Genomic DNA, 26,659 nt, shown 5'->3' on the forward strand with positions numbered 1-26,659 from the left:
AAACCCTGAAGCGGTTTACCCGGTCACCGCCGGTTCGGGTCGCAGAGCAGCCGCCAGGGCGTCCGCCATATCGGGGTACGCCCACCCGAATCCGGCATGGGACAGCACTCCCGGCAGCACCCGCTGGGACCGCTGCGCCTCCCCGGCCAACTCCCCGATCGCCAGGTCCAGCACCGGCCCCGGCACCGAGAGCAGGGCCGGCCGGCGCAGCACCCGGGCCATGTCACGGGTGAACTCGGCGTTCGTCACCGGCTTGGGCGACACCATGTTGACAGGTCCGGCGACATCGTCACGGACCAGCAGGAACTCGGCCGCGCCCAGCCAGTCGGCCAGCGCGATCCAGGCCATCCACTGGCGGCCGCCGCCGATCCGGGCACCGGCGCCCAGTTTGAAGGGCAGCAGCAGCGGCTTGATCAGCGAACCGCCGGCGTCGATCGTCGGAGCCGTGCGCATCAGCACCACCCGGGCACCGGCGTCCTCGGCCGGTCGGGCGGCCGCCTCCCACACCCGGCACAGGTCGGCCAGGAAGGTGTTCCCGGCCGGGGCCTCCTCGGTCACCGCCTGGTCACCGGTGTCGCCGTACCACCCCACGCCGGAACTCTGGAGCAGCGTGCGCGGCCGGTCACCCTCGGGCAGCTTGCTGATCGCCCGCGCCAGGGTGTCGGTGGTGTCGATCCGGCTGGACCGCAGCACCCGCTTGTACGCCGCCGTCCAGCGATGATCGCCGACGTTCGCCCCGGAGAGATTGATCACCGCATCGGTGCCGGCGAGCACCGCGGTGTCCAGCCGGCCCTGCGCGGGATCCCAGGAGGCCTCGTCGGGCCGCTCGGTGGGCCGCCGGACCAGCCGGACGATGTCGTGGCCGCTCTGGCGCAGCCGTTCGGCGAGCCTGGTACCCAGGAATCCGGACGCCCCGGCCATGACGATGCGCATGATGTGCTCTTTCCCGAACGTCGCACGATCCAAAACAAACCGGGGGGTACGCCTTCACGGCGCACCCCCCGGTCCGATGACGACTACAGACCCAGGTCGGCCTCGAAGTGCCCGGCCTCCAGGCGCTCCTTGAGCGTGCCGAGGAAGCGGGCGGCGTCGGCGCCGTCCACGATCCGGTGGTCGTAGGAGAGCGCCAGGTAGACCATCGACCGCGGCACGATGATCTCGCCCAGCTCCGGGTCGTTCACGATCACCGGGCGCTTGACGACCGCGCCGAGACCGAGGATGCCGACCTGCGGCTGGTTGATGATCGGCGTGTCGAAGAGCGCGCCCCGGCTGCCGGTGTTGGTCAGCGTGAAGGTGCCGCCACCGAGCTCGTCCGGACTGATCTTGTTGCTGCGGGTGCGGTCCGCCAGGTCCGCGATCCGCTTGGACAGACCGGCCAGGTTGAGGTCACCGGCGTCCTTGATGACCGGGACGACCAGGCCCTTCGGCGCGTCCACCGCGATGCCGAGGTGCTCGGAGCCGTGGTAGGTGACGGTGCCCGCCTCGACGTCGATCGAGGAGTTGACCACCGGGTGCTGCTGCAGCGCCTCGACCGTGGCCAGTGCGAAGAACGGCAGGAAGGTGAGCTTCACGCCGTGCTTGGCCTGGAAGTCGGCCTTCGCCTTGTTCCGCAGGTTGGCGATCTTGGTCACGTCGACCTCGACCACCGTGGTGAGCTGAGCGGAGGTCTGCAGCGACTCCACCATGCGGCGGGCGATCGTGGCGCGGATCCGGGTCAGCTTCTCGGTACGGCCACGCAGCGGGCTCGGCTCCGCCTTGGGGGCCGCCTTCTCGGTCGGCGCGGCAGCCCTCTCGGCCTGGGCTGCCGGCGCCGGAGCCTTGGCCGCGGCGGCCTTCTCGGCGGCGTCGATCACGTCCTGCTTACGGATGCGGCCACCCACACCGGTGCCGGACAGGGTGGACAGGTCCACGCCCTTCTCGGCGGCCAGCTTGCGGACCAGCGGAGTCACGTAACCGGCGTCGCCGGCTCCGTTGGACTTCGTGGCCTCGGCCGACGGCGCGGCCGGAGCGGCCGGGGCGGGCTGCGCCTCGGCCGGCTGAGCGGCCGGCTGGGAGGTCTCCGCGGCGGGCGAGGGGGTCGCGTAGGACTCGCCGGACAGGTTCGGCGCGGGCGCCGACTCGACCTGGGGCGCCGGGGCCTGCTGCGGCGCGGGGGCCGCGGCGGGCTTCTCCGGCTCCGGCTCCGGGGCGGGCGCGGCGGCCGGGGCGCTGCCCGGGGTGCCGACGATCGCCAGCACGGCACCGACCTCGGCGGTCTCGTCCTCGCCGACCTTGATCTCCAGCAGGGTGCCGGCGACCGGCGACGGAAGCTCCGTGTCGACCTTGTCCGTGGAGACCTCGACCAGCGGCTCGTCCGCCTCGACGGTGTCGCCGACAGCCTTCAGCCACCGGGTGACGGTGCCCTCGGTGACACTCTCGCCGAGTGCCGGCAGCTTCACCTCGGTGCCCTCGGCGGCGCCGCCCGGCGCGTCGGACGCGGTCTGCGGGGCCGGAGCCTCCTCCTCGACCGGCTTCTCGGTCGACGGGGTGGCCGGGGCGGCGGGCTCCGGCTCGGGCTCGGCCTCGGCCTGCTGCTCTTGGGCCGGCGCGGGCGCGGCCGAACCGGCGTCCTCGCCGTCACCCGCGATGACGGCCAGCTCGCTGCCCACCTCCGCGGTCTCGTCCTCGCCGACCACGATCCGCGAGAGGATGCCCGCGGCGGGCGACGGGATCTCCGTGTCGACCTTGTCGGTGGAGACCTCGAGCAGCGGCTCGTCCGCCTCGACGCGCTCGCCCTCCTGCTTGAGCCAGCGCGTCACGGTTCCCTCGGTGACACTCTCACCCAGCCGCGGCATGGTTACCGATGTCGGCATCTCTTCCCAAACTCCTTATGACGTCAGAACGCGGTCGAAATCAGCTGTGCTCGAAATCAGCTGTGCGCGTGCAGCGGCTTGCCCGCGAGCGCGAGGAAGGCCTCGCCCAGCGCCTCGTTCTGCGTCGGGTGGGCGTGTACGAGCTGGGCGACCTCCTCGGGGAAGGCCTCCCAGTTGGTGATCAGCTGGGCTTCGCCGACGAGTTCGCCGACCCGTGCGCCGACCATGTGGACACCGACGACCGGGCCGTCGTTGACCCGGACCAGCTTGATGAAGCCCGCGGTCTTGAGGATCTGGCTCTTGCCGTTGCCGCCGAGGTTGTAGTTGTACGTCGAGACCTTGTCCGCGCCGTACTGCTCCTTGGCCCTGGCCTCGGTGATGCCGACCGACGCGACCTCGGGGTCGGAGTAGGTGACCCGCGGGATGCCGGCCTCGTCGATGACCGCCGGGTTCTTGCCGGCGATCTCCTCGGCCACGAAGATGCCCTGCTGGAAGCCGCGGTGCGCGAGCTGGAGGCCGGGGACGATGTCACCGACGGCGTAGATGTTGCCGACACCGGTGCGCAGGCGCTCGTCGACGATCACGAAGCCCCGGTCGAGCGTGATGCCCTGCTGCTCATACCCCAGGTTGGCGGTCGTCGGGCCGCGGCCGACCGCGACCAGCAGCACCTCGGCCTCGAGGGTCTCGCCGCCGGCGATGGTGACCTTGACACCGTTGTCGGTGTGCTCCACCTTCTCGAACGGCTTGCCGACCTTGAAGTTGATCTTCCGCTTGCGGAAGGCGCGCTCGACCTGCTTCGAGATCTCCTCGTCCTCCGCGGCGACCAGGCGGGGCAGGGCCTCGATGATCGTGACGTCGGCGCCGAACGACTTCCACACGCTGGCGAACTCGACACCGATGACACCGCCGCCGAGCACGATCGCCGAGGACGGCACCCGGTCCAGCTTGAGGGCGTGCTCACTGGTCAGCACCCGCTTGCCGTCGACCTCGAGGCCGGGCAGCGAGCGCGAGTAGGAACCGGTGGCGAGGATGACGTTGCGGCCGGTGTAGCGCTGGCCGGCGACCTCGACCGTGTCCTTGCTGACGAGCTTGCCCTCGCCCTGGACGATCGTGATGTTCTTGTTGTGCCCGAGCAGGCCGGTCAGGCCCTTGTACAGGCGGCCGACCACCCCGTCCTTGTACGCGTTGACGCCCGCCATGTCGATGCCGACGAGGTCGGCCTTCACACCGAACTGCTCGCTCTCGCGCGTCTGGTCGGCGATCTCCGCCGCGTGCAGGAGCGCCTTCGTCGGGATGCACCCGCGGTGCAGGCAGGTGCCGCCGAGCTCGGCCTTGTCGATCAGCGCGACCTTGAGGTCGAACTGAGCGGCACGCAGGGCGGCCGCATAGCCACCACTGCCGGCGCCGAGAATGACGATGTCGAAGGTTCCGCCGTTGGGCTGGCTCACGTTGACTCCAGTGGTCGCATCGTCTCCGGTGTGGGTCACACAATGGAAACGGTCACAGTCCCGTCACCGACATCTTGTCACTTCGCGACCCGGTCAATGCAGTCAGGTGCCCCACGACACGTCGGTCCGACGTACCCTTGCGGGATCGAACGCGAGGAGGAGCAGTGGCTTGGTTTCGGCGGCGTCCCCGATCCGGCGGGCCCGGCGGACGGTCGGTCAACCAGGCCGATCTGGAGCATCTTACGCAATTCTTCCGGACGAAGCAGGGAGTCGAGGCATTCATCGAGCCACAGACGACAGTGACCGAGACCACCCTGTTGCTTGTGGCACACGACGGTGAATGGACCCGGCGGCGCATCGGCTCACCCGACGTGGCCTGGAAATTCGCGCACCAGCTCAGCATGCCGGTCTACGACGTGAAACTGCTCGGCTATCCACAGCGGATGCGCGACTACAACGAACGGCAGCGGCGCCGCCCGGTCTGATCCGGACGGCGCCCACCGCGTCAGGACAGGTCGTCGACCAGCTTGAGGAAGGTCCGGACCGGGACCCCGGTGCCGCCCTTCGTCCAGTAACCGTTCGCCTCACCGGTGTGGTAACTGGGGCCCGCGATGTCGATGTGCGCCCACTCCACCCCCTCGGCCACGAACTCGCGCAGGAACACGCCGCCCTGCAGCATGTGGCCGGCCCGGTCCAGGTTGGCGTTGGTCTGGCAGATGTCGGCGATCTCCGACTCCATGCCCTTGCGCACGTCGTCCGGCAGCGGCATCCGCCAGGACGGCTCGCCGACCGCCTTGCCGGCCGCCTCGACCAGCGCGGTCGCCTCGTCCGAACCCATCAGGCCGGCGATCCGCTTGCCCAGCGCGATCACCTGCCCACCGGTCAGCGTCGACGTCTCGAACAGGTAGTCGGCGCCGTCCTCGCAGGCCCGCGTGATCGCGTCGGCCAGCACCATCCGGCCCTCGGCGTCGGTGTTGAACACCTCGACCCGCTTGCCGCCGTACATGGTGATCACGTCGCCCGGCCGGTACGCCGACCCGGACGGCATGTTCTCCGCGATCGCCAGGTAACCGGAGACCGCCACGCCCGGCTTGAGCTGCGCGATAGCGACCATCGTGGCGGCCACCGCGGCGGCACCCGCCATGTCGGACTTCATCTCCCACATGCCGGCGGCCGGCTTGATGCTGACGCCACCGGTGTCGAAGGTGATGCCCTTACCGACCAGCGCCACCCGCTTCGGGTTCTCCACCCCGGCCGGCGTGTAGGTCAGCTTCACCAGCCGCGGCGGGGCCTCCGAGCCCTGGCCGACCGCCACGATGCCGCCGTAGCCCCCGGCCTTGAGCTGCTCGAAGTCGAGCACCTCGACACCGAGACCGACCTCGGTCGCGGCCGCCGCCACCTGGTCGGCCAGATCGGCCGGGCGCAGCGCGTTCGGCGGGGTGTTGACCCAGTCGCGGGTCAGGCGCACCGACCTGGCGACCACCTCGGCGCGGCGCAGCTCGGCCGCCGCCGCCTCGTCGGCCGCGTCCGGCACGTGCAGGCGCAGCTCCGCGACCGGGTCCCGGCGGCCCTTCTGCGGCTTCGTCTTGTAACCGGCGAAGCGGTAACCGCCGAGCAGGGCACCCTCCAGCACGGCGCGCAGCACCGGCGGGGCGTCCGCGTCGTCGGGCACCGGCAGGGCCAGCACCACGGTGGCGCTGCCGGCGAGCGCACGGACCGCCGCGCCGGCACCCCGGCGCAGGGTCTCCAGATCGGGGGCGGGGCCGTCCGGCTCGGCGCCGAGGCCGACCGCCACCAGCAGCGGCGCGGCGATCGTGCCGAGGGTGGCCAGCTTGGTCACCTCGCCGGCGGCTCCGGTCGCGCCGAGCAGAGCCAGCGTCGAGATCAGCTTGCCGTCGAAGGCCGCGGTGATGCTCTCGGCACCCGCGGCCGGCAACAGGGTGCCGTCCTCGTCTGGCTGGCTGTGCAGGCCGATGATGATGGCATCGACCGCCGATTCGGCCGGGTCGGTGTCGACCAGGCTGAGGCTGGGCTGGGTCACTCGGACTCTCCGGACGTCTGGGCCGGAACGGCGCCGGTGGGCGCGCTCCCGGCTATTGGGAAAACGGTGTTGTCCCCGCGACTCTAAACAACCCCAAGGTCAACGGTAAGTTGAGTGTCATGTCTTCCGCGCCGCTTCAGTCTCCCCTGCATGACCGCCACGTCGCACTCGGCGCGAAGTTCGCGGCGTTCGGCGGCTGGGACATGCCCCTGGAGTACGCCGGGGGAGGCGTCCTGAAGGAGCACGCGGCGGTCCGCGAGTCGGCCGGTGTCTTCGACGTGTCGCACCTGGGCAAGGCACGGGTCCGGGGTGCCGGGGCCGCCGCCTTCGTCAACGCGTGCCTCACCAACGACCTCGGCCGGATCACCCCCGGCAAGGCGCAGTACACGCTGTGCTGCGACGAGAGCGGCGGAGTCGTCGACGACCTGATCGCCTATCTGCACGGCGACGACCACGTCTTCCTGATCCCGAACGCGGCGAACACCGCCGAGGTGGTCCGCCGGCTCGCCGGGGCCGCCCCGGCCGGGCTGACCGTCACCGGCGAGCACCGCGACTACGCGATCCTCGCCGTCCAGGGCCCGCAGTCCGCGGAGATCCTCGGCAAGCTCGGCCTGCCCACCGGGCACGGCTACATGTCGTTCACCACCGCGTCGTTCCGGGGCGCCGAGCTGACCGTCTGCCGTACCGGATACACCGGCGAGCACGGCTACGAACTCGTCGTCGGCTGGGACGACGCGGCCACCGTGTGGGACGCGGTGGTCGACGCCCGCGTCCGCCCCTGTGGGCTCGGCGCCCGGGACACGCTGCGCACCGAGATGGGCTATCCGCTGCACGGCCAGGAGCTGAGCCTCGACATCAGCCCGGTCCAGGCCCGCTCCGGCTGGGCGGTCGGCTGGGACAAACCGGCCTTCTGGGGGCGGGCGGCCCTGCAGGCCGAGAAGACCGCCGGCCCGCGTCGGCAACTGCGGGGCCTGGAACTCACCGGCCGCGGCGTCCCCCGGGGACACATGCGGGTGTACGCGGGGGAGACTCCCGTGGGAGAGATCACCAGCGGCACCTTCTCCCCGACGAAGAAGATCGGCATCGCACTGGCCCTCATCGACACCGCGGCCGCCCTCGCCGACGGCGACCTGGTCGAGATCGACATCCGCGGCCGCCGCACCGAGGCGCGCCTCGTCAAGCCGCCCTTCGTCACCCCATCCGTCCGCTGACCCGCCCCTGATCTTCACGGCTGGCTCTCACCGCTGTCTCCAGCGCGCTGAGGCAGCGGTGGCGTCCAGCTGGTCCGGATCTTCACGGCTGGCTCTCACCGCTGTCTCCGGCTTGCTGAGGCAGCGGTGGCGTCCAGCCGGTCCGGATCTTTGTAGCTGGCTCTCACCGCTGTCTCCGGCGCGCTGAGACAGTGGTGGCGTCCAGCTGGTCCGGATCTTCACGGCTGGTTCTCACCGCTGTCTCCGGCGCGCTGAGGCAGCGGTGGGGGCCAGCCGCGGGGGTCAGGCCAGGGTCACGAGCACGAGCGTCAGCGTCACGGCCAGCTCGACGGCCGCTCCCAGCACGTCGCCGGTGATGCCGCCGAACCGTCGTACCGCATGCCGCAGAAGCAGCACCACCGCGAACAGGGAGGCGGCGACGGCGGCCGGCCCCTGCCACGGACGGCCCGGAACCGCGGCCAGCGCGAGAGCACCGACGAGCGCCGCGCCCACCGCCACGGCCGCGAACGGCACCGTGGACGCCACCATCGCACCCAGACCCTCCGGGCGGGCCGCCGGCACGCCCCGGCGGCAGGCGACACTCACCGCGAGCCGCCCGGCCGCCCAGGCCGTCATGACGGCCCACGGTCCGGCCGCGGTCAGCGCGGCGGCCTGAACGAGCACGGTGGCGCAGAGCGCCACCACACCGAACGGCCCGATGTCCGGCTTCTTCATGATCTCCAGGGCGGCGGGACCCGAGCGGTACGACCCGAGCGCGTCCACCGTGTCCGCGAGCCCGTCCAGATGCAGCCCGCGGGTGAGCAGAGCACCCGCCGCGACGGTCAGCCCGGCCGCGACCAGCTCGGGAGATCCGGCCGCCCGCAGCCCGGCGTGCAGCCCGGCCAGCGCCAGCCCCAGCAGCGCCCCCACGGCCGGTGCCACGGACATCGCCACCGCCGCGGTGGACCGGTCCACCCGGCCCGCCCGCAGTGGCAGCACGGTCAGCGTGGTGACCGCCAGCCGTACCCCGTCAAGCACCCCGGTCCGTGCGCGGACTCAGCGTGTTGAAAGCGGCGGTGTTGAACGGCAGATCCGGCCCGTCATCGTCGAGATCCTCATCGAGGTCCTCGTCGACATCGTCATCGGGCTCGTCGTCGAGCCCGTCGTCGCCGACCTCACCGAGCAGCGCCGGGTGCACCGGCATCGCCGCCGCCAGCCCCACCGCGGTCCGCACCACCGGCAGGACGGTCAGCGCGTTCGCGCCTTCGCCCAGATCCAGGCCGACCTGGAGCACCGGCGTCAGCCCGAGCACGTCGGCACCCTGCCGGACCAACGCGAGCGTGCCCGCCTCCGGCAGCAGGCACCAGTGCCGGGTCTGGCTGGCCAGGTCGCGGGCCACCAGCCCGGCGGCGATCCCGAGCGGGCCGTCCACCAGCACCGGGATGCGGCGGGCCGCGGCGCCCAGGAGCAGACCGGTGGCGACCGCCACGTCCAGGCCGCCGACCTGCCGCAGGATGTCGACGGCGCCGCGCGGCTCCTGCCGGATCCGGTGCAGCGCGTCGCGGACCGCGGCGCAGCGGGCCATCCAGGCGGTGTCGTCGAAGCGGGCGCCCGGCACCTGCACCCGGGGCAGGGTGGCGACCGGCTCGGCTCCGGTGGTGGCGGCCAGCACCGCCGTCGCGGCGGCCTCGATGCCGGCGGAGATGGCGGCCAGCACGATCACGTCCCGGCCGGCGTCGGCGGCGCCGTCGGCGAGTTTCCAGCCGTCGCGGAGTGCGGCCTCGACCTCGCGCTCCCCGGTGACCGGGCCGTCCTCCATCGCACCGGTCGCGGGGGTACGCAGCACCGCGATGTCGGCGCCGGCCTGCCCGGCCAGCCGGCCGATCAGCCCGGTGCCCAGTTCGGCCTCGGCGATGCGGCGTTCCACATCGGCGGTGTCGGTGCCGGCCACCGCCCCACCGGTACGCCGCCCGCCGATCACCACCACCCGGACGCCCGTCCAGGCGTGCGGGGTGACCGAGTTCTGGGTGGCCGCGGCGAACTCGACGGCCTCGCCGAGCGCACCCAGCCCGCCGCCCGGCAGGTCCAGGCCGGCGAGTCGCTCCCGCGCGTCCGGCCCGGCGTCGGCGCTGGGCAGCGGCAGGTCCATGCCCGGTTTGATCTCGGTGAGCCCGGAGGCGACGAGCGGCAGCGTCATCGTGGCGCCGCTCAGCGCGCTGACCGGCGCCGGCTCGGGCTCGGGCGCCGCGACGGGGGCGACCACAGTGGCCGGCGGTGGCGGGGGAGCCGGCGTCGCCGGGGTCGGCACGGCGATCGGCCGGGAGGCGACCCGTGGTGCCTCGGCGACCGGCGGGATCGGGGCGGCGTGCCCCTTCAGCCAGGTGGTCTGCCCGGCGACCACCAGCGCGACCGCGTCACTGGCCTCGGCCAGCGCCTGATTGGTGGTGCCGAGCGCGTCCGCGAAGGCCCGCCCGACCGGCGTCACCGGCACCAGCGACAGCCCCACCTCGGGGCTGACCAGCACCACCCGCGCCGCGGTGTCGCGGACGGCCGCGGCGAGCGCCGTCACGTCGGCCTCGTCGTTGTTGGGCTGCCGTGCCGGATTGAGCACGGCGGCCACCCAGCCGCCGAGGTCGTCGACGAGTACGGTCTCGTCGGGTCCGGCCTGGAGCAGCAGCTCGATGAGCGCGGCCGGGTCGGCGCCGGTCTCCTCGGTCGTCCAGGACTGTGGGCGCCGTCGTTGATGCGCCTCGATCCGGTCCTGCCACTCGGGGTCGTCCTCGCCGCCGACGGCGGTCGCCACGTACCGCACGGAGGGGGCGCCGGAGATGAGTGACTCGGCGAACCCGGACTTGCCGGAGCGGATCCCACCGAGCACCAGAACCGTGTTCCACCGATCTTCGGACATGCCCCGTACCTTAGAGCCGGGTCGCACACGCGGACGCCGTAGGGTGGAAGCCCACCGAGGTACTGACGTGAGGGGGCGGCTGTATGCCGTGGAGTTGGCGGTACGAGGACGTCGACGGCAAGCCTGTCGACGGCCCGGACGAGTCGTTCAGCAGCCAGGCCGACGCCGAGTCCTGGATCGGCCAGGAGTGGCGGCAGTTGCAGGCCACCGGGGTCAGCACGGTCACCCTCGTCGAGGACGACCGGGTCGACTACCAGATGAGCCTGCTCCCGGCCGAGTGAGCGGGCTGCCGTGACGTACGAACCGGTCTACACCCGCACACCACGCAACGCCTTCGTGCCGAGCCCGATCTTCGCCGGCATCGTCGCGGTCTTCGTCGTGACCGGCGTGATGACGTGGACGAATTTCGGCAACGTCGGTTTCGACGTGTTCCTGTTCGTGATCTCGGGCTGGATCATCTCGCTCTGCCTGCACGAGTACGCGCATGCCGTCACCGGCTACTTCTCCGGCGACCTGACCGTCGCCGAGCGGGGCTACCTGCGGCTCAACCCGCTGAAGTACACCCATCCGCTGCTCTCGATCGTGCTGCCGGTGATCGTGGTGATCCTCGGCGGCATCGGCCTGCCCGGCGGCGCCGTCTGGATCGACCACCGGTACATCCAGAGCAAGCTGAAGGACTCGCTGATCAGCGCGGCCGGCCCGCTCACCAACGTGGTGCTGGCGGTGGTGGTGGCGATGCCGTTCCTGCTCGGCCTGGCGCCGGAGGTGGTGGTGACCGGGCTGGGCCAGGCCTCCCTCACCGACGACAGTCACGTCGCGTTCTGGGCGGCGCTGGCCCTGCTCGCCTTCCTTCAGGTGACCGCGAGTGTGCTCAACTTCCTACCGGTCCCCGGGCTGGACGGGGGCAGCATCATCTCCCCGTGGTTCAGCCCCGCCTATCAGCGCGCGTGGAACCTGATGGCGCCCTGGGGCTTCCTGGTGCTGTTCCTGCTGCTGTGGCAGACCCAGGTGGGCGAGTGGTTCTTCACGCTCGTCGACTGGCTGGCCGGCCTGATCGGCATCGACGCACGCCTCTACGGGGCCGGCTTCGGCCTGATGCGGTTCTGGGAGTAGGTCACGGGCGCACGGCCGGGCTGGAGGTGAGCGACGGGTCGCGGGTCACGACCGGCTCCACGATCTCGTCGATCGCCTTCAGCAGGCCGTCGTCCAGTTTCACCCCGGACGCCTTGACGTTGTCCCGGACCTGCTCGGGCCGGGACGCGCCGATGATCGCCGCGGAGACGTTCGGGTTCTGCAGCACCCACGCCACGGCCAGCTGAGCCAGGGTCAGCCCGGCCTCGGCGGCCAGCGGCTGGAGCCGGGCGACCGCGTTCAGCACGTCGTCCTCCAGCCACCGGGCGATGAACCCGGCACCGGACTTCTCGTCGGTGGCCCGCGACCCGGCCGGTGGCTGCTCCCCGGCCTTGTACTTGCCGGTCAGCACCCCCTGCGCGAGCGGCGACCAGACGATCTGGCCCAGCCCCAGCTCCTGCGACGCCGGCACCACCTCGGCCTCGATCACCCGCCAGAGCATCGAGTACTGCGGCTGGTTGGACACCAGCCGGACGTGCAGTTCGTCGGCGAGCGGCTTCGCGGCCCGGATCTGCTCGGCGCTCCACTCGGAGACGCCGATGTAGTGCGCCTTGCCCTGCCGGACCACGTCGGCGAACGCCTCCATGGTCTCCTCGAGCGGCGTGTGATGGTCGAACCGGTGCGCCTGGTAGAGGTCGACGTAGTCGGTGCCGAGCCGGCGCAGCGAGCCGTTGATCGACTCCAGGATGTGTTTACGGGACAGGCCGCTGTCGTTGGCGCCCGGACCGGTCCGCCAGAACACCTTCGTGAAGATCTCCAGGCCTTCGCGGCGCTCGTCCTTCAGCGCCCGGCCCAGCACCTCCTCGGCGCGGGTCCCCGCGTACACGTCGGCGGTGTCGAAGGTGGTGATGCCGGAGTCGAGGGCCGCGCGCACACACGCGAGCGCGGCCTCCTCCTCCACCTGCGAACCGTGGGTGATCCAGTTTCCGTAGGCGATCTCGCTGACCAGCAGGCCGGAACGGCCGAGATGACGAAACTCCATCCCCTCAGGTTAGAGAACCGGCCGCGTCTCCTCCGGCAGCGCGTCGACCAGTGCGGAAAGATCGCGGTCGCCCATGCCGGCCATCGGCGCGCCGGACCGGTCCAGCGCAGCCCACAGCCCGGCCGCGTCACGCACCAGGAACGCCACCGGATGGATCACCACCGCCGCGTGCACCGGCTCGACCAGCAGCCGCCCGGACCGGTCCACCACCCCGAACCGGTCCCCGGCGCCGACGACCGCCAGTCCCTCGTCGGTGAACCCGTCGACCGTCCCGCCGAAGTGCAGCGCCGTCACGAACCGCTGGTACCGCGGCGGCACCGTGACCCGCCCGTGCCGGTCGACGGCACCCCAGACACCGCCCTGCCGCACCACGGCCAGACCACGGCGGAACGGCCGCACGTCCTCGAACCCGCCGGCCGGCACGACCAGCCGGTTCTCCCGGTCGATTGCGAACCAGCCACCCTGATCCGGCCGGCTCACCCAGGCCAGCCCCTCGGCGAACCGGGTCACCCCGGTATAACCGTGCGCCGCCGCGATGATCAGCTCACCGTGCGCGTCGATCAGCTCCCACGCCGCCGAATCCGGCCGCCGCACCCAGGCCGCACCCTCGGAGAACGGCTGCGCCTCGGCGAACCGCGGCTCGATCGCGGCGGCGTACCCCCACAGCCCGGCCCCGTCGTCGAGCAGCGGCACCGGCGCCTCCGGCCGCCCCAGCACCTCGTCCCGGTTGCGCGGATACGGACCCCACCCGGCCGCCCCGGAACGCCGGGTGATCGCATCGAGCGCCAGTTCGATCCGCTCCACCAGCTCCGGATCCTCACCGCGGCGTACGTCCAGCGCCCGTTCGAAGTGGTTCACCGCCTCCAGGTAGCGGCCCTGCTCGTACGCCGACCGCCCGGCCAGCTCCCGGATCTCCGCCCGCGTCCGCGGCGGCAGCTCCACCGAATCGGCCTCCGCATACAGCCGGTCCGCCTCCTCGAACTCGCCCCGCCACTGGAGCACGTGCGCCAGCCGGGCCTGCGCGATCGCCACCGTCCGCAACTCACCGGCCGCCTCCGCGTGCCGCAGCCCGTCCCGCCCGTCGGCGAGCGCATCATCCAGCTCCCCGACGATCCGGTGCACCACGGCCCGCAGACTCAGCAGCCCCGCCCGCACGTTGTCCCGCTCGGCGAACTCCAGGCGGTCGGTCAGCCGGTCCGCGACATCCCACAGCCGGTCCGGGTCGTCCACCTGCTCCCGCAGCGTCTGCGGGTCATAGGCCCACGGATACGCCGCCAGGATCTGCTCCGGATCGGCCCGCCGCCGGTCCGCCGGGGCCCGCTGATCCCGCCGCTGCCGCACCGGTTCGACCCGCCCGCCGTCCGCGGTCGCCGCCGCACCCTCGCCCGGACCTCCGGCCGTACTCTCGGCCTCGGGTTTCGCCTCCGGCGGTCCGCTTCGCGACGCGGTCTCCGCAGCGGCCTCGGCCGCGCTTCCGCTCGTCGTCTCCGACGTCACCCCTTGCAGTGGTACGCCCGGAGCACCGCCCGCCGGCCCTCCCAGCCTCTCGTCGTCCCCCACCGCAGCCGGCCCGGCCTCCACCTCGCCGGCCACGGCCGTCGCCGTCTCGCCGGGATCTCCGTCCCCGTCGGCCTCAGTCCGCACATCCGGCACCTCTACGCCACCGTCGGCAGCACTCACCGCTCCCGCAGCCACGTCTGCCGCCGCGGCGTTCTCAGGTCGCTCGACCGTCTCGGTCTTCACCGCGAAGGCGGCGGTCTCCGGCTCCCCGTCAACCTCGCCGGTCTCGGTTTCGGTGTTGAGTGCGGCGGTCTCTGCTTCTGTGTCGACCGCGTCGGTCTGGGTTTCGGTGTTGAACGCGGCGGTCTCCGGCTCCCCATCGACTGCGCCGGTCCCGGACTCCGTGTTGAGCGCGGCGGTTTCCGGCTCTGCACTGAAGAGGACGGTGTCCGGTTCTGATTCCGTGTGGAACATGACGGTGTCCGGCTCTGCGACGAGCATGCCGGTCTCGGGTTTGGCGCGAAGGAGGACGGTGTCCGGCTCCGTCCCCAGAACGGTCGTCTCCGGCTCTGCGGAAAGCACGACGGTGTCCGGCTCGATGACCAGGGCGGCAGTCTCCGGCTCCGGCTCCGGCTCCGGCTCCGCAGTGAACAGGACGGTGTCCGGCTCGGCATTGATCAGGACGGTCGCCGGTTCTCCCGCGATGACGACGGTGTCGGGTTCCACCGCGTCTTCGGCATTCGCTGCGGTGTTCGACGGCAGGACCGCGTCACTCACTACGACGGCTGACATCTCGGTGATCTCGTCGTTCGTGGACTCCGTCACCACGGCGTCATGCTCAGCGGCTGATCCGTCGTCCGCCGTGCCGACGTCGTGGGACGGTGTCTCCCGGACCGGTGCAGCCTTGAGCCGGACGATCCGCATGGTCTGAGTGAGATCCGACTCCTCATCGGATCCGCCACCCACCTGCGTGGCAGCCTCCACCGAATCGCCGTCCGTAGCCGAGACAACCTGGACCGAGTCATCGGCCTCCGGGCGGACAGCATCGCTGTCGGCGGTGGTTGCCGGTTGCTCAAGCCCGGACCGGTCCAACACGGCGGTCAGGTCCTCGCCGTCGTCGGACGCGACAGCGGACTCGCCCGAGCTACCCGGCTCGCCGTGACGTCCGGCGTCCACCCGGTCCCCATCCGAGCCGCCACCATCGAACGACGTCTCCTCGACCTCAGCGAACGCCCCAGCCGGCACACCGGCCGACATCCCGCCCGCAGCCGCCGCGAAGTCCGCCTCACCGATCCCTGCCGAAGCCTCATCCGACCCGCCCGACGCCTCATCCGAAGCAAACGCGGCAGTCTGATCTGCCGGATCCCACGCCCCAGAGACGGACTCATCGGCCGCGCCGGGCCACCCTGACCCATCGCCGGGGGCAACCGTCATCCCGGCAGATTCCCCGCCACGTGCCGTTTCGGCGTCGCCGGCTCCGGTTTCCACCGCGGGGGAAGTGCTGGTGTCGCCGGTCCGGGTCTCCGTCCCGGTATTACCGGTCCCGAATTCCCTCTCGGCGGAGCCGGTGGATTCGCCGCCGACGGTGTCTGTTTCGCTGCCCCCCGTGACTGTCTCGCTGGTCCGGGTGGCCGCGCTGCTCTCGGTATCCGTCTCGCCGGAACCGGTGGTGTCACCGGTCCCTGGCTGCGTGTCGGTGAAGCTATTCGTGGCGTCGAACTTCGGGGCCGCCGAGGTATGCGCAGCCTCATGGCCGCCGTCACCCTCCGCTCGGGGGAGCGCTTGCCCGTCTTCCGTCCCGTCCTCGGCGGGCTGCCGAGGCTGCGGCACCAACGTGCCAGTATTGCCCGCTTCTGTAACCGGTTTGGCAGCATCGCCCAGTGCGGTAGCCGCACCTGCCGGGCTGTCGCCACCAGTACCGAAATCGGCAGATCCTTCGGCGCCAGAACGACCCTCGGCCGCGCTGTCGTCCGCCGAGGAGAAGTCCACAGGGGCCGCGCCCTCAGCGGCCGGGACCGTACCGGCAGTCGCGCTGAAGGTCTCCGCAGGAGTGAACCCAGGCGGCGTCGGAACAGCTTGGGCCGCGGCGGTCACGAACGTTGCCGAGACATCCCGGTTCACGCCGACCGGCTGTGTCGTCGAAACGTCCTGGTTCGGACGGGCCTCTGGCGTTACCGAAACGTTCTGGTTCGGAGTGACTTCTGGGGTTGCCGAATCGTCCTGGCTCGGACTGGCGTCTGGTGTTGCCGAAATGTCCTGGTTCGCAGTGGCCTCTGGCGTTACCGGACCGTCCTCGTTCGAAGTGATCCCTGGCGTTGCCGAGACGTCCTCGTTCGGAGTGGTTTCGGACGGCGCCGGAACGGCTTGGAGGAGGGGGGCCGTAGGTGGTGCCGAACTGTCCTGGGCCGGGATGGTCGGTGACGTTGCCGGAATACCGGCCTGGGGGTCGTCGTCGGTGTCGACCGGCGCGAACCAGCCCAGCGGCCGGATTTCCGGTTCGACGCTCTCGACAGGTGCGGCCGGTTCGGCCTCGGGGACCGGGGTGGTCGCTCCAAGCCCACTCAGAGACAGCAGCCATCCGAGGCCGTGGGTCTCCGGCTCGTCCGAGGTGGGCCCAGTTGCGGGCGGCTCACTGGCCACCGAGGCACCGGCGTCCTCCGCCGCGAACGGCCGCGCCGCCCCCGACGCGACCGACTGCCGACCGGGCTCGGCCGACGTCTGCTGCTCGCTCTGAGATCCGGGGGCCCAGCCACCGGCATAGCCTCGCTCAGCGGCAGCCTGCCGCTCCCCGGGCTGAGCCGGCGCGGAGGACGCAGCCTGCCACGGAGCCGTCTGGGCACCGTACTGACCGGCCTCGGGACGTTGCCCGGCCTCGGGACGTTGCCCGGCCTCGGGACGCTGCTGGGCCTCTGGGCGTTGCCCGGCCTCGGGACGGTGGACCGCCTCCGGACGGTGCTCCGGCGTGTTCCGAGCAGTCGGCGCCGCCCTACGTGGATCGATGACACGGGTGCGCTCTTCAGCGTCTCCGAGCCCTTCGCTCCCGGGCCGCCGCCGCAGCCCGAACGGCCGCGTCGGGTCGTCAGGGTCCGAGACGCCGTCGTGGCGTCCGCTTGAGGGAGCACCGTGCCCGAGCCGCCGCGGGTCGAGCGGGCGAGTCGGATCCTGCTCATCGTTGCCGCCGTCACCGTTCGGCACCTGACCACGCGGGAAGGACGCCCTGGCCTCGGCCTCCGGCGCATAACCGGCTGCCGAAGCGGCCCCCACCGGTCCGGAGGCAGGCGCGGCACCCGGCGCGACCTGCGGGTCCCGTCCGGCGACCGGCGTGGTGAACGACTGCGTGGTCTCCGGCGTCTCCAAAGCCCGCGGATACTGCCCGCCGGACCCGGCCGGCGCACTGACCGGCGCGCTGCCGGTCCGGGCATACGAATCCTGCCCCGCCGATCCGGAAGCGCCCGGATTTCCGGCGCGCGGGTCGAATCCACCCGGTCCGGAGCCAGGGCCGAATCCACCCCGTCCAGAAGTCGGAGATGTTCCGGTTCCAGGCACTCCGGCCGGTCCGGAGGCCGGGGGCGTTGCGGTACCGGATCCGAATCCGGCCGATCCTGAGGTCTGAGTTGTTCCCGTTCCAGGCCCGAATCCGGCCGCTCCGGAAGACGGGGATGTCGCGGTACCGGGCCCGAATCCGGGCGGCCCGGAAGACGGGGATGTCGCGGTACCGGGCCCGGATCCGGGCGGCCCGGAGGGCGAGGATGCCGCGGTACCGGGTCCGAATCCGGCCGGTCCGGAGGTCGGCGAAGGCCCGGCTTCGGGGCGGAATGCGGCCGGCGCGGAAACAGGAGCGGCACCGGAGCGCTGATCCCGGACCGCAGGGCTCGAAACCGGGGCGACGCCGGGCGCGGCATACGGGACCGGCCCGGAGACCGGAGCAGACGAGTCGGGTCCCCGCAGCCCCTGAGTGGCTTCAGAGCCGGGATGCGCGTGCGGGAACGGGGCACCCGGCCCGGAAACCGGACGACCCGCGCCCGGCGGGGTCTCTCGGAAGCCGGGTCCGCCTTGGCCGTAGGGCACGACCGGCCCGGAGACCGGCGCGACACCCCCGCCCACGCCGCGGCTCTGAGCGGGAACGGACGTACCGCTGGCCGGGTAGACGGCGGCGGGCGCCACCGACTGCGACGGTGTGACACGGGTCGGCTGCGGTGCCGGGCGGGCCGGTGCCGGCGAGTTCCGGTCCTGGGGCGCCGGGCGCAGGTCGAACGGGGCGTCCGGCGTGCGGCCTTCGCGGGGCGTGCGACGGTCGTCGGCGTACGCGGGGAAGGCGTCGGCGGGCGCCGGGCGCGCGGCACCGTAGGTGGGTCCAGCGGGCGACGTCGGTCCGGAGGCCGGGCGAGCCTCACCACCCTGCCGCGGAATCTGCTGCTCGGGACTCTGCCGGCGGCCCTGGTAGCCGGGCTCCTGATCGGGCCGAACCCGGCCGGGCACATATCCGGCCGACGCTGCGGGCGCCACCGGGCCACCGAACCGGCCGGCCGCGCCCGGCTCGTGCCGACCGGGCTGCCCTTCGTGCCGACCGGGCACACCCTCGTGCCGCCCCGGCCCACCACGCCCGGCCGCACCGGGAGCCCCCGGCCCACCGTGACCGGCCTGCCCGGAGGATCCGGGACCGCTGTAACCGGGCTGACCAGATGCACCTGGGCCGCCGTGACCGGGTTGGCCGGGACCGCCGGAAGCGCCAGAAGCGCCGGGACCGCCGTAACCGGGACGACCGGAAACGCCCGGCCCTCCAGACGATGCGGAACCCCCCGAACCGCTGCCAGGCCGTCCGGAGGCTCCCGCCCCGGGGAACGCACCCCCGGAAGCCTGCCCGGCGAACTGACCACCAGGCGGAACAGCCCCGCGGGACCCGTGCGCCCCCCGGTCATCGGGTGTCTGCGGACCACGCCCTCCCGGCCCACCCGAGACCGGCGGGTTACCGAAGCCGCCACCCTGTTGCGGCCCACGGCCCCAGCCGCCCGCCTCAGCCGCCGGGGCCTGGGGCGCACGTCCCGCGGCCGGCCGACCACCGTGCCCTGGCGAGACCGGGGCCGACGACGGATGCCCGGGTGCGGGGGAGGAGGGACCCGCCGAGCCGTAGACGGGAACGCCACGGCGCTGGTCCGGCGGCGGGTTGGGCATGGGTACGGGCCGGTTCCAGGACGGTTCGTCCCGGGGCGGTTGCGGCGCGGCGCCCGGTCCGCGGGAGTCGGGGCGCGTTTCCTCGTACCGTGACTGATTTTGATCGGCAGGCCCGGACCGCGACGAACCGGGGACCGACGCGCGGCCCGCGGGGCTCACCGGCGTGGAGCTGGCCGGCGCCGAACCGCCGCGCGACGCCTCGTAGACCGGTGTGTGCACGGCCTTGCGCCGCCCGGGGTCGCCGGGATAGCGCTGCCCGGGCAGCGGTTCCCATTCCCAGGTGATCTCGTAGACCCAGGCGGGCTCGTCCTCCCAGCTGTCGCCCGGCCGGGAGCCCCATCCGTTCATCGGGCGGCCCACGGGTTACCCGTCGAATGGCAACGCTCCGTCACGGCGAACTCCACCTTGTCAGAAAATGAGCCGCGCCCGGCCGGGGACCCGCGTAGAGTCGCCCGGCTCCGTCGCGAGGGTCTGTAAAGGAGATTAACGGCGTGGACCAGCGAGACGCCAGCGTGCCGACGATCTCTCGAATCGGTCCGTTCCGCGCTTCAGTCACTACTTTCGGCGCGCTGACCGGGTCGGGTTTCCGGCGGTACGCCACCTACCGGCAAGCCACCATAGCCGGAACGTTCACCAACATCGTGTTCGGCTTCCTTCGCTGTTACGTGCTGCTAGCGGTGGCTGAGGAGGCGGCCGGGCAGCGGCCCGGAGGGTACGACGCCGGACAGCTCGCGCTCTACGTCTGGGTCGGTCAGGGTCTACTGAGTGTCATCGGCATCTGGGGCTGGACCGAACTGGCCGATCGGATCCGTTCCGGCGACATCGCGGCCGACCTGTTACGTCCGATCGCTCCGGTGACCGGCTATCTGGCGGCCGATCTGGGCCGGGCGCTGTATTGCATGCTGACCAGGTTCGGTCCGCCGCTGCTGGCCGGTGCGCTGTTCTTCCCGTTGCACACCCCGGCCCGGTGGCAGACGGTGCCGCTGTTCGCGGTCTCGGTGATTCTGGCCGTGGTGATCTGCTTCGGCTGCCGTTATGTCGTGAACGCGACGGCCTACTGGCTGCAGGACGCGCGCGGCCCGATCACCTTGTGGACGCTGGGTTCCGGTGTGCTGGGCGGCCTGTACTTCCCGTTGCGCCTGCTCCCGGAGGAGATCGTGCTGGTGTTGTGGGTGGCGACGCCGCTGCCGAGCCTGTTGCAGACGCCACTGGACGTGATCGCCGAGCGGGACGGCCCGGCGCTCCAGGCCGCCCTGGTGGGTCTCCAGGTCCTCTGGGCGGCGGTGCTTCTGGGGCTGGCCGGGCTGGTGCAGCGGCGGGCCGAGAAACGCCTGGTGGTGCAGGGTGGGTGAGCTGCGGGCGTTCGCGGCGCTCGGGGCGGCGCAGTGGCGGTCGGCCACCTCGTACCGGGCGTCGTTCCTGGTGGAGATGCTCGGGAACGCGGGCGCGACGGTCTTCGACGTGCTGACCGTGCTGGTGCTGTTCCAGGCGACCCCGGAGGTCGGCGGTTTCCGGCTGCGGGAGGCGATGCTGATCGTGGGGCTGAGTGCGGCCGGGTTCGCGCTGGCCGATCTCACCGTCGGCAATGTGGACCGGCTGAAGACCTACGTGCGTGCCGGCACCCTGGACGCGGTGCTGGTCCGGCCGCTGCCCGCGCTGCCGCAGCTGCTGCTGATGGATCTGCCGGTGCGCAAGCTGCTGCGCGTGCTGTTCGGGTTCACGGTGCTGGGTCTGGCGGTCGCCGCCAACCCCATCGACTGGACGCCGGGCCGGGTCCTGCTGATGGTGATCACCCCGATCGCGGCGGCGGTCTTCTTCGGCTCGATCTTCGTGGTCAGCGCGAGCCTGGCGTTCTGGTGGGTCGACTCCGGGGAGATCGGCGCCGCCTTCACCTACGGCGGGCGCGACTTCACCTCGTACCCCATCTCGGTTTACGGCAGCTGGTTCCGCAACGTGTTCGCGTACGGCCTCGGTTTCGGTTTCGTCGCCTACCAGCCGGCGCTCGCGCTGCTCGGCCGGGCCGATCCGCTCGGCCTGCCGGCCTGGGCCGGTTTCCTGTCTCCGCTGGTCGCGCTCTGCGCGGCGGCCATCGCCGCCGGCGTCTGGCGCACCGGCATCCGTCACTACCGGAGTACCGGCTCATGATCAGAATGCAGGACCTCAAAAAAGATTTCACGGTACGGATCAAGGCCGGCCGTCTTCGACGCAAGAAGCGGACGGTAGCGGCCGTGGACGGGGTCAGCCTGACGATCGATCGGGGTGAGATGGTCGGCTACATCGGCCCGAACGGTGCCGGGAAGTCGACCACCCTGAAGATGCTCACCGGCGTGCTGACCCCGTCGTCGGGCGAGGTGTCGGTGTGCGGGCTGGCTCCGGTGCCGCAGCGCACGAAACTCGCGCTGCGCATCGGTGTGGTCTTCGGCCAGCGTTCGCAACTGTGGTGGGACCTGCCGTTGCGGGAGTCGTTCGAGCTGCTCCGGCACATCTACCGGGTGCCGCCGGCGGATCATGCCGCCCGTCTGAAGCGCTGCCGGGCCCTGCTCGACCTGGACGACTTCCTGGACACCCCGGTCCGGCAGCTGTCGCTGGGCCAGCGGATGCGCGGCGAACTGACCGCGGCCCTGTTGCACGGACCCGAGGTGCTGTTCCTGGACGAGCCGACGATCGGCCTGGACGTGGTCAGCAAGCAGGCGGTCCGCTCGTTCCTGGCCGAGTTGGGCGCGACCGGCGACGTGACCCTGGTGCTGACCACCCACGACCTCGCCGACATCGAGCGGCTCTGCGAGCGTCTCGTGGTGATCGATCACGGCCGGGTGGTGCACGACGGCAGCATCGATGCGCTGCACGCCCGGTACGGTTCCCGCCGCAGCCTGGTCGCCGATCTCGAACAGCCTCTGCCGCCGGACTTCGCGCTCCCGGGCGCCGTGCTGACCGCGGTGACCGCGAATGGTCATCGGGTGACGTTCGCGCTGGAGTCCACGACGGCGGCCGCCGCCGTGGCCGCCCTGGTCGCCGCGGTCCCGGTTCGCGACCTGTCGCTCCTCGAGCCGGACATCGAGGACGTGGTGGCCCGCCTCTACACCGCCCGCGACGGGGATCCGCCGCCCACCGGCACCGTGTGAGCCGGGGTCTACCGGTGCTCCATGATCAGGACCGCCCACGACCCCGGCTCCAGTGCCTCGTAGCTGTGCGGCACATCACCGGCGAACGTCACATAGTCACCCGGCCCCACCTCGACCAGTTCGTCGGCCGGCCCGGTACGGATCCGGCCGGCCGACACCACCATGTGCTCGACGCTGCCCGGAATGTGTGGTTCGGCGTCACGCCGTGCTCCCGGCTCCAGTTCGAGCACGTAGACGTCCCGGCGGGTGCCCGGTACACCGGCGGCCAGCAGGGTGCCGTAGAAGTCGGCCCCCTCGGCGCGCAGCCGGGGACCGCTGCCGGCCCGGACCACGCGCACCGGTGACGGCGGCGGCTCGACCAGCCGGCTGAACGGGACACCGAGGGCCACGCCGAGCGCCCAGAGCGTCTCGATGCTCGGGTTCCCGGCGCCGGACTCCAGCTGGGACAGCGTCGACTTGGCCAGCCCGGCGCGACGGGCCAGCTCGGCGAGGGAGATCCCGGCCCGGTCCCGTTCCCGGCGCAGGGCGGCGGCGATGACGGCCAGCGGCGGTGCCGGTTGCTGCATTGTTCGCTCCATCGGTCCAAGTGTTCGGTTTGACGAACGCCTTGCCAGTCGTTCAGCATGTCGAACTATGGGGACGTTATATCGAACGCGCGCCCAACTACGTGACATCGGTGCGCTGGCCGCCGCGTCACTGGCGGTCGGCGCCTCCTTCGGGGCCATCGCGATCGCGTACGGATTGCCCGCCTGGGTCCCGGTCGTCATGTCGGTGCTGATCTTCGCCGGTGGTGCCCAGTTCCTGGCGGTCGGCCTGCTCGCCGCCGGCAACCCGGTCGCCGCCGTCCTGGCCGGCCTGCTGCTCAACGCCCGCCACCTGCCCTTCGGCCTGGCCGTCGCCGACACCATCGGCACCCGCTGGCGGGACCGTCTCGTCGGCAGCCACCTGATGACCGACGAGACCGTCGCCTTCGCCTTGGCCGAATCCGACCCGGCCGCCCGCCGCCGCGTCTACTGGCTGGTCGGCGGAAGCCTGTTCGTCGCCTGGAACACCGGCGTGCTCCTCGGCGTCCTGCTGGGCGGTGCCACCGGCGACCCGGACGCCCTCGGCCTCGACGCCGCCTTCCCCGCCGGCCTGATCGCCCTGATCCTGCCGTCACTCCGCGACCGCGAAACCCGCCTGGTGGCCCTCACCGGCGCGGCCCTCGCCGTCCTGCTGACCCCCGTACTCCCCGCCGGCCTCCCAGTGATGTGCGCCCTCCTAGGCCTCCTGGTCCTCCTCCGCCCCACCCCCCGAAACCACCCCGCCGCGGCCGCCGCACCCCCAGCACCCACCGCCGACAGCGGCCCCACCGCCACCCATAGTTCCGAGCCCACCGCCGGTAACCGCCCTACCGCCGCCCCGGAATCTGCGGCCGCCGGCCCGGAATCTGCGGCCGCGGGCCCGGCGCGTGCGGCCACCACATCCGCTGACGGTGACGTCTCTGAGGGGGAGCGATGCTGATCGCCGCCATCCTGGTGCTGGCCGCCGGCACCTACGCCTTCCGCCTGAGCGGTGTCCTGCTCCGCGACCGCCTGGAACTCTCCACGTCCCTGCAACGGATGCTGCCGATGTCAGCAGCCGCCCTGCTGGCGGCACTCGCCGCGACGGCCACGCTGATGGCCGGCAGCGAGTTCGCCGGTTTCGCCCGCCCGGCCGGCGTCCTGGCCGGCGCCCTGCTGGCATGGCGCAAGGCCCCGTTCGTCGTGGTGGTGATCGCCGCCGCCGCGGTGACCGCCCTGCTCCGCCTGGCCGGCCTCGACTGACCACCCCCGGCTGGTCCCCACCGCTGTCTCAGACGCACCGAGACAGCGGTGGGAACCAGCCGGAGGCCCTAGCTGGTCGCTACCGCTGTCTCAAGCGTGTTGAGACGACGGTGGGGAGGTGGGGACCAGCCGTGAAGTTGTGGCTGGTTGCTACCGCTGTCTCAAGCGTGTTGAGACGACGGTGGGAGCCAGCCGGGTGGTTGTGGCTGGCTGGTACCGCTGTTTCGGGCGTGTTGAGACGACGGTGGGGACCAGCCGTGAGGTTGTGGCTGGCTTCCACCGTTGTCTCAGGCGTGTTGAGACAGCGGTGGGCACCAGCTGAGAAACGCGGAGGCCGTCAGGCCTCCGCGTTCGGGAAGAGCGGATCAGACAGAGCGGACTCAGACGCTGGCGCCCAGCTCGACCTTCGGCTTCGGGACCCGCATGCGGCGGAACGTCAGGCCACGCATGATGCCGTAGAAGTACAGCGAACCGAGCTTCTGCGTGGTGTCCGGGAAGCGGGTGCGGATCTGCTTCTTGATGCGCCGGCTGATGAAGATGCTGTCGACGAGGACGGCGAGCGCCAGACCGGCCCACAGCAGGTTGCTGGCGAGCTGCACCGCCGGGATCGCGACCGACGAGCCGATCAGCACGATGACCGCACCGGCGATGAAATACGACCCCGCGGTACGCCGGGAGTCGACGAGGTCGCGAACGAGCGAGCGCTCCGGGCCGCGGTCACGGGCGAGCAGGTAGCGCTCGTCGCCGTTGCGCATGCCCTCGGACGCCTCGAGCCGCTCGGCCCGCTGCCGCTCACGGAGCTGCTTGTAGGCCTCTTTGCGGTTGGCGGGCGCCGGATCCTGGACGCGGCGGCCCTGGACGGTCCGTTTCGGGGTGACCACGCCCAGCTCTTTCTTGCTGGGGGTGTAGCCCTTGCGGTGGGCCGTGACGGACTCGTCCTCGGTCACCGAGGCGGTGGCGTCGGCGACGAGGTCAGCGGACTTGCGGCGAAACAGCGGGGACACCCCAGAAGCGTAGCCAAACGGCGCGGTGTGTCATACACCGCGCCGTCGATCGTGACGAAATCGCTGATCAGGGCCGCTCGACGTGGGCGCCGAGGGCGGACAGCTTGGCTTCGAAGTCCTCGTAGCCGCGCTTGATCAGATCGACGCCGTAGACCCGCGAGGTGCCCTCGGCGGCCAGTGCGGCGATCAGGTGCGCGAACCCGGCCCGCAGGTCGGGGATGCGCAGGTCGGCCGCGTGCAGCTTGGACGGGCCGGCGATGACCGCGGAGTGCATGAAGTTGCGGCGGCCGAACCGGCACGGGGTACCGCCGAGGCAGTCCCGGTAGACCTGGATGGTGGCGCCCATCTGGTTCAGCGCCTCGGTGTAGCCGAGCCGCTGCTCGTACACCGTCTCGTGCATGATCGAGATGCCGCGGGCCTGGGTCAGCGCGACCACCAGGGGCTGCTGCCAGTCGGTCATGAAACCGGGGTGTACGTCGGTCTCCAGCGCGACGGCCTTGAGCTCGCCGCCGGGGTGCCAGAACTTGATGCCGCCCTCGGCTCCGCTGACGCCCTCACGGGCCACCCGGTCGTCGGTGATCTTCAGCTCACCACCGATGGAGCGGAAGACGTTCAGGAACGTCATCATGTCGGCCTGGCGGGCACCGACGACCTCGATCTCGCCACGGGTGGCGAGCGCGGCGGCGGCCCAGCTGGCGGCCTCGATCCGGTCCGGGATCGGCTTGTGCTCGTAGCCGTACAGCCGGGGCACGCCCTGGATCTCGATGACCCGGTCGGTGTGCACGGTGATGATGGCGCCCATCTTCTGCAGGATGCAGATGAGGTCCATGATCTCCGGCTCGATGGCGGCGTTGCGCAGCTCGGTGACGCCCTCCGCGCGGACCGCGGTGAGCAGCACCTGCTCGGTCGCGCCGACGCTCGGGTACGGCAGCTCCAGCTTGGCGCCGTGCAGACCGTTCGGGGCGCTCAGGTGCATGCCCTCGGGGGTCTTGTCGACGACCGCGCCGAACTCGCGCAGTGCCTTGATGTGGAAGTCGATCGGGCGCGGGCCGATGTGGCAGCCACCCAGGTCCGGGATGAACGCGTGCCCGAGCCGGTGCAGCAGCGGGCCGCAGAGCAGGATCGGGATGCGGCTCGAACCCGCGTGCACGTTGATCTCGTCGGTGCTGGCGGACTCCACGTTGGTGGGGTCCATCACCAGCTCGCCCTCCTCGATGCCGGCGGTGACCTTCACACCGTGCAGCTCGAGGAGACCGCTGACCACTTCCACGTCGCGGATGCGCGGAACGTCGAAGAGGCGGCTCGGCGACTCGCCGAGCAGCGCGGCCACCATGGCCTTGGATACGAGATTCTTGGCGCCACGGACCCGGATCTGTCCCTGCAGCGGCGTACCGCCGTGCACGATCAGGACGTCGTCGGTCAACGTAACCTCCAGCCGGTGGGCGCGCGAACGCCCAGAAGACGAAAAGCAGAGCGCGGGCGGGGGTACCCGATCCTGCAACCG

Annotated in this window: 20 protein-coding genes; 9 read left to right on the forward strand and 11 right to left on the reverse strand. The window is 71.8% G+C overall.

Annotation, left to right across the window (positions count from 1 at the left end; genetic code table 11):
- Positions 1-15 precede the first annotated feature (15 nt).
- The 3 genes from BC793_RS11315 to lpdA form a co-directional block, all read right to left on the reverse strand.
- Entirely contained in the window at positions 16-933 is a 918-nt protein-coding gene (locus BC793_RS11315) for a TIGR01777 family oxidoreductase (protein ID WP_109592027.1), read from the reverse strand.
- An 83-nt stretch (positions 934-1,016) separates the two neighbouring features.
- The gene (sucB, locus tag BC793_RS11320) at positions 1,017-2,852 is read right to left on the reverse strand and encodes a 2-oxoglutarate dehydrogenase, E2 component, dihydrolipoamide succinyltransferase (protein WP_109592029.1); all 1,836 of its coding nucleotides are present in this window, start codon (positions 2,850-2,852) and stop codon (positions 1,017-1,019) included.
- Between the two features lie 56 nt (positions 2,853-2,908).
- Entirely contained in the window at positions 2,909-4,300 is a 1,392-nt protein-coding gene (gene lpdA, locus BC793_RS11325; RefSeq protein ID WP_109592031.1) for a dihydrolipoyl dehydrogenase, read from the reverse strand.
- Positions 4,301-4,464: 164 nt separating this feature from the next.
- On the opposite strand from lpdA, the gene BC793_RS11330 reads away from it, so the two are divergent.
- Positions 4,465-4,785 carry a hypothetical protein gene (locus BC793_RS11330; RefSeq protein ID WP_109592033.1) on the forward strand — a complete coding sequence of 107 codons (321 nt, stop codon included), beginning with the start codon at positions 4,465-4,467 and terminating at the stop codon, positions 4,783-4,785.
- Between the two features lie 20 nt (positions 4,786-4,805).
- Here BC793_RS11330 and BC793_RS11335 read toward each other — a convergent pair whose 3' ends face one another.
- A complete protein-coding gene (locus BC793_RS11335) occupies positions 4,806-6,341 on the reverse strand; it encodes a leucyl aminopeptidase (RefSeq protein WP_109592035.1) in 1,536 nt (511 codons plus the stop codon).
- Positions 6,342-6,460: 119 nt separating this feature from the next.
- On the opposite strand from BC793_RS11335, the gene gcvT reads away from it, so the two are divergent.
- Positions 6,461-7,552: a glycine cleavage system aminomethyltransferase GcvT gene (gene gcvT / locus BC793_RS11340; protein WP_109592037.1), complete on the forward strand. Its 1,092-nt coding sequence runs from the start codon at positions 6,461-6,463 to the stop codon at positions 7,550-7,552.
- A gap of 282 nt (positions 7,553-7,834) precedes the next feature.
- Here gcvT and BC793_RS11345 read toward each other — a convergent pair whose 3' ends face one another.
- Complete coding sequence (locus BC793_RS11345) at positions 7,835-8,569, reverse strand: adenosylcobinamide-GDP ribazoletransferase (protein ID WP_109592039.1); 735 nt, start codon at positions 8,567-8,569, stop codon at positions 7,835-7,837.
- The gene (locus tag BC793_RS11350; RefSeq protein WP_109592041.1) at positions 8,562-10,439 is read right to left on the reverse strand and encodes a bifunctional adenosylcobinamide kinase/adenosylcobinamide-phosphate guanylyltransferase; all 1,878 of its coding nucleotides are present in this window, start codon (positions 10,437-10,439) and stop codon (positions 8,562-8,564) included. Before BC793_RS11350 ends, BC793_RS11345 begins: the two co-directional genes overlap by 8 nt.
- An 83-nt stretch (positions 10,440-10,522) precedes the next feature.
- Here BC793_RS11350 and BC793_RS11355 point away from each other — a divergent pair, with 83 nt between their 5' ends.
- Both BC793_RS11355 and BC793_RS11360 read left to right on the forward strand, forming a co-directional pair.
- On the forward strand, positions 10,523-10,720 hold the full coding sequence (locus BC793_RS11355; protein ID WP_109592043.1) for a hypothetical protein: 198 nt from the start codon (positions 10,523-10,525) through the stop codon (positions 10,718-10,720).
- Between the two features lie 10 nt (positions 10,721-10,730).
- Positions 10,731-11,552 carry a site-2 protease family protein gene (locus BC793_RS11360; protein WP_109592045.1) on the forward strand — a complete coding sequence of 274 codons (822 nt, stop codon included), beginning with the start codon at positions 10,731-10,733 and terminating at the stop codon, positions 11,550-11,552.
- Position 11,553: 1 nt separating this feature from the next.
- On the opposite strand, the gene BC793_RS11365 is transcribed toward BC793_RS11360, so the two are convergent.
- Together BC793_RS11365 and BC793_RS11370 are read right to left on the reverse strand one after the other, a co-directional pair.
- Complete coding sequence (locus BC793_RS11365; protein WP_109592047.1) at positions 11,554-12,552, reverse strand: aldo/keto reductase family protein; 999 nt, start codon at positions 12,550-12,552, stop codon at positions 11,554-11,556.
- Positions 12,553-12,561: 9 nt separating this feature from the next.
- On the reverse strand, positions 12,562-14,976 hold the full coding sequence (locus BC793_RS11370; protein ID WP_146246235.1) for a WG repeat-containing protein: 2,415 nt from the start codon (positions 14,974-14,976) through the stop codon (positions 12,562-12,564).
- A gap of 4,739 nt (positions 14,977-19,715) precedes the next feature.
- On the opposite strand from BC793_RS11370, the gene BC793_RS11380 reads away from it, so the two are divergent.
- Genes BC793_RS11380 through BC793_RS11390 form a run of 3 tightly spaced genes read left to right on the forward strand, consistent with a single transcriptional unit; the run spans position 19,716 to position 22,346 of the window.
- Positions 19,716-20,576 carry an ABC transporter permease gene (locus BC793_RS11380; protein ID WP_109592053.1) on the forward strand — a complete coding sequence of 287 codons (861 nt, stop codon included), beginning with the start codon at positions 19,716-19,718 and terminating at the stop codon, positions 20,574-20,576.
- Entirely contained in the window at positions 20,569-21,369 is an 801-nt protein-coding gene (locus tag BC793_RS11385) for an ABC transporter permease (protein WP_109592055.1), read from the forward strand. The genes BC793_RS11380 and BC793_RS11385 overlap by 8 nt, the downstream gene beginning before the upstream one ends.
- Positions 21,366-22,346 carry an ABC transporter ATP-binding protein gene (locus tag BC793_RS11390; protein WP_109592057.1) on the forward strand — a complete coding sequence of 327 codons (981 nt, stop codon included), beginning with the start codon at positions 21,366-21,368 and terminating at the stop codon, positions 22,344-22,346. Before BC793_RS11385 ends, BC793_RS11390 begins: the two co-directional genes overlap by 4 nt.
- 8 nt (positions 22,347-22,354) lie before the next feature.
- Here BC793_RS11390 and BC793_RS11395 read toward each other — a convergent pair whose 3' ends face one another.
- Positions 22,355-22,924, reverse strand: coding sequence for a helix-turn-helix domain-containing protein (locus tag BC793_RS11395; protein WP_239169872.1), 570 nt, complete (start codon positions 22,922-22,924; stop codon positions 22,355-22,357).
- A 55-nt stretch (positions 22,925-22,979) separates the two neighbouring features.
- Here BC793_RS11395 and BC793_RS52255 point away from each other — a divergent pair, with 55 nt between their 5' ends.
- Together BC793_RS52255 and BC793_RS11405 are read left to right on the forward strand one after the other, a co-directional pair.
- A complete protein-coding gene (locus BC793_RS52255; RefSeq protein WP_275416159.1) occupies positions 22,980-23,849 on the forward strand; it encodes an AzlC family ABC transporter permease in 870 nt (289 codons plus the stop codon).
- Positions 23,843-24,151 carry an AzlD domain-containing protein gene (locus BC793_RS11405; protein ID WP_109592061.1) on the forward strand — a complete coding sequence of 103 codons (309 nt, stop codon included), beginning with the start codon at positions 23,843-23,845 and terminating at the stop codon, positions 24,149-24,151. Before BC793_RS52255 ends, BC793_RS11405 begins: the two co-directional genes overlap by 7 nt.
- Positions 24,152-24,531: 380 nt before the next feature.
- Here the strand turns inward: BC793_RS11405 and BC793_RS11410 are convergent, their stop codons facing one another.
- Both BC793_RS11410 and murA read right to left on the reverse strand, forming a co-directional pair.
- A complete protein-coding gene (locus BC793_RS11410; RefSeq protein WP_109592063.1) occupies positions 24,532-25,155 on the reverse strand; it encodes a DUF3043 domain-containing protein in 624 nt (207 codons plus the stop codon).
- A gap of 67 nt (positions 25,156-25,222) precedes the next feature.
- On the reverse strand, positions 25,223-26,578 hold the full coding sequence (gene murA, locus BC793_RS11415; protein WP_109592065.1) for a UDP-N-acetylglucosamine 1-carboxyvinyltransferase: 1,356 nt from the start codon (positions 26,576-26,578) through the stop codon (positions 25,223-25,225).
- Positions 26,579-26,659: the final 81 nt, after the last annotated feature.

This window comes from Actinoplanes xinjiangensis, assembly GCF_003148685.1.
GTDB classification, from domain to species: domain Bacteria; phylum Actinomycetota; class Actinomycetes; order Mycobacteriales; family Micromonosporaceae; genus Actinoplanes; species Actinoplanes xinjiangensis.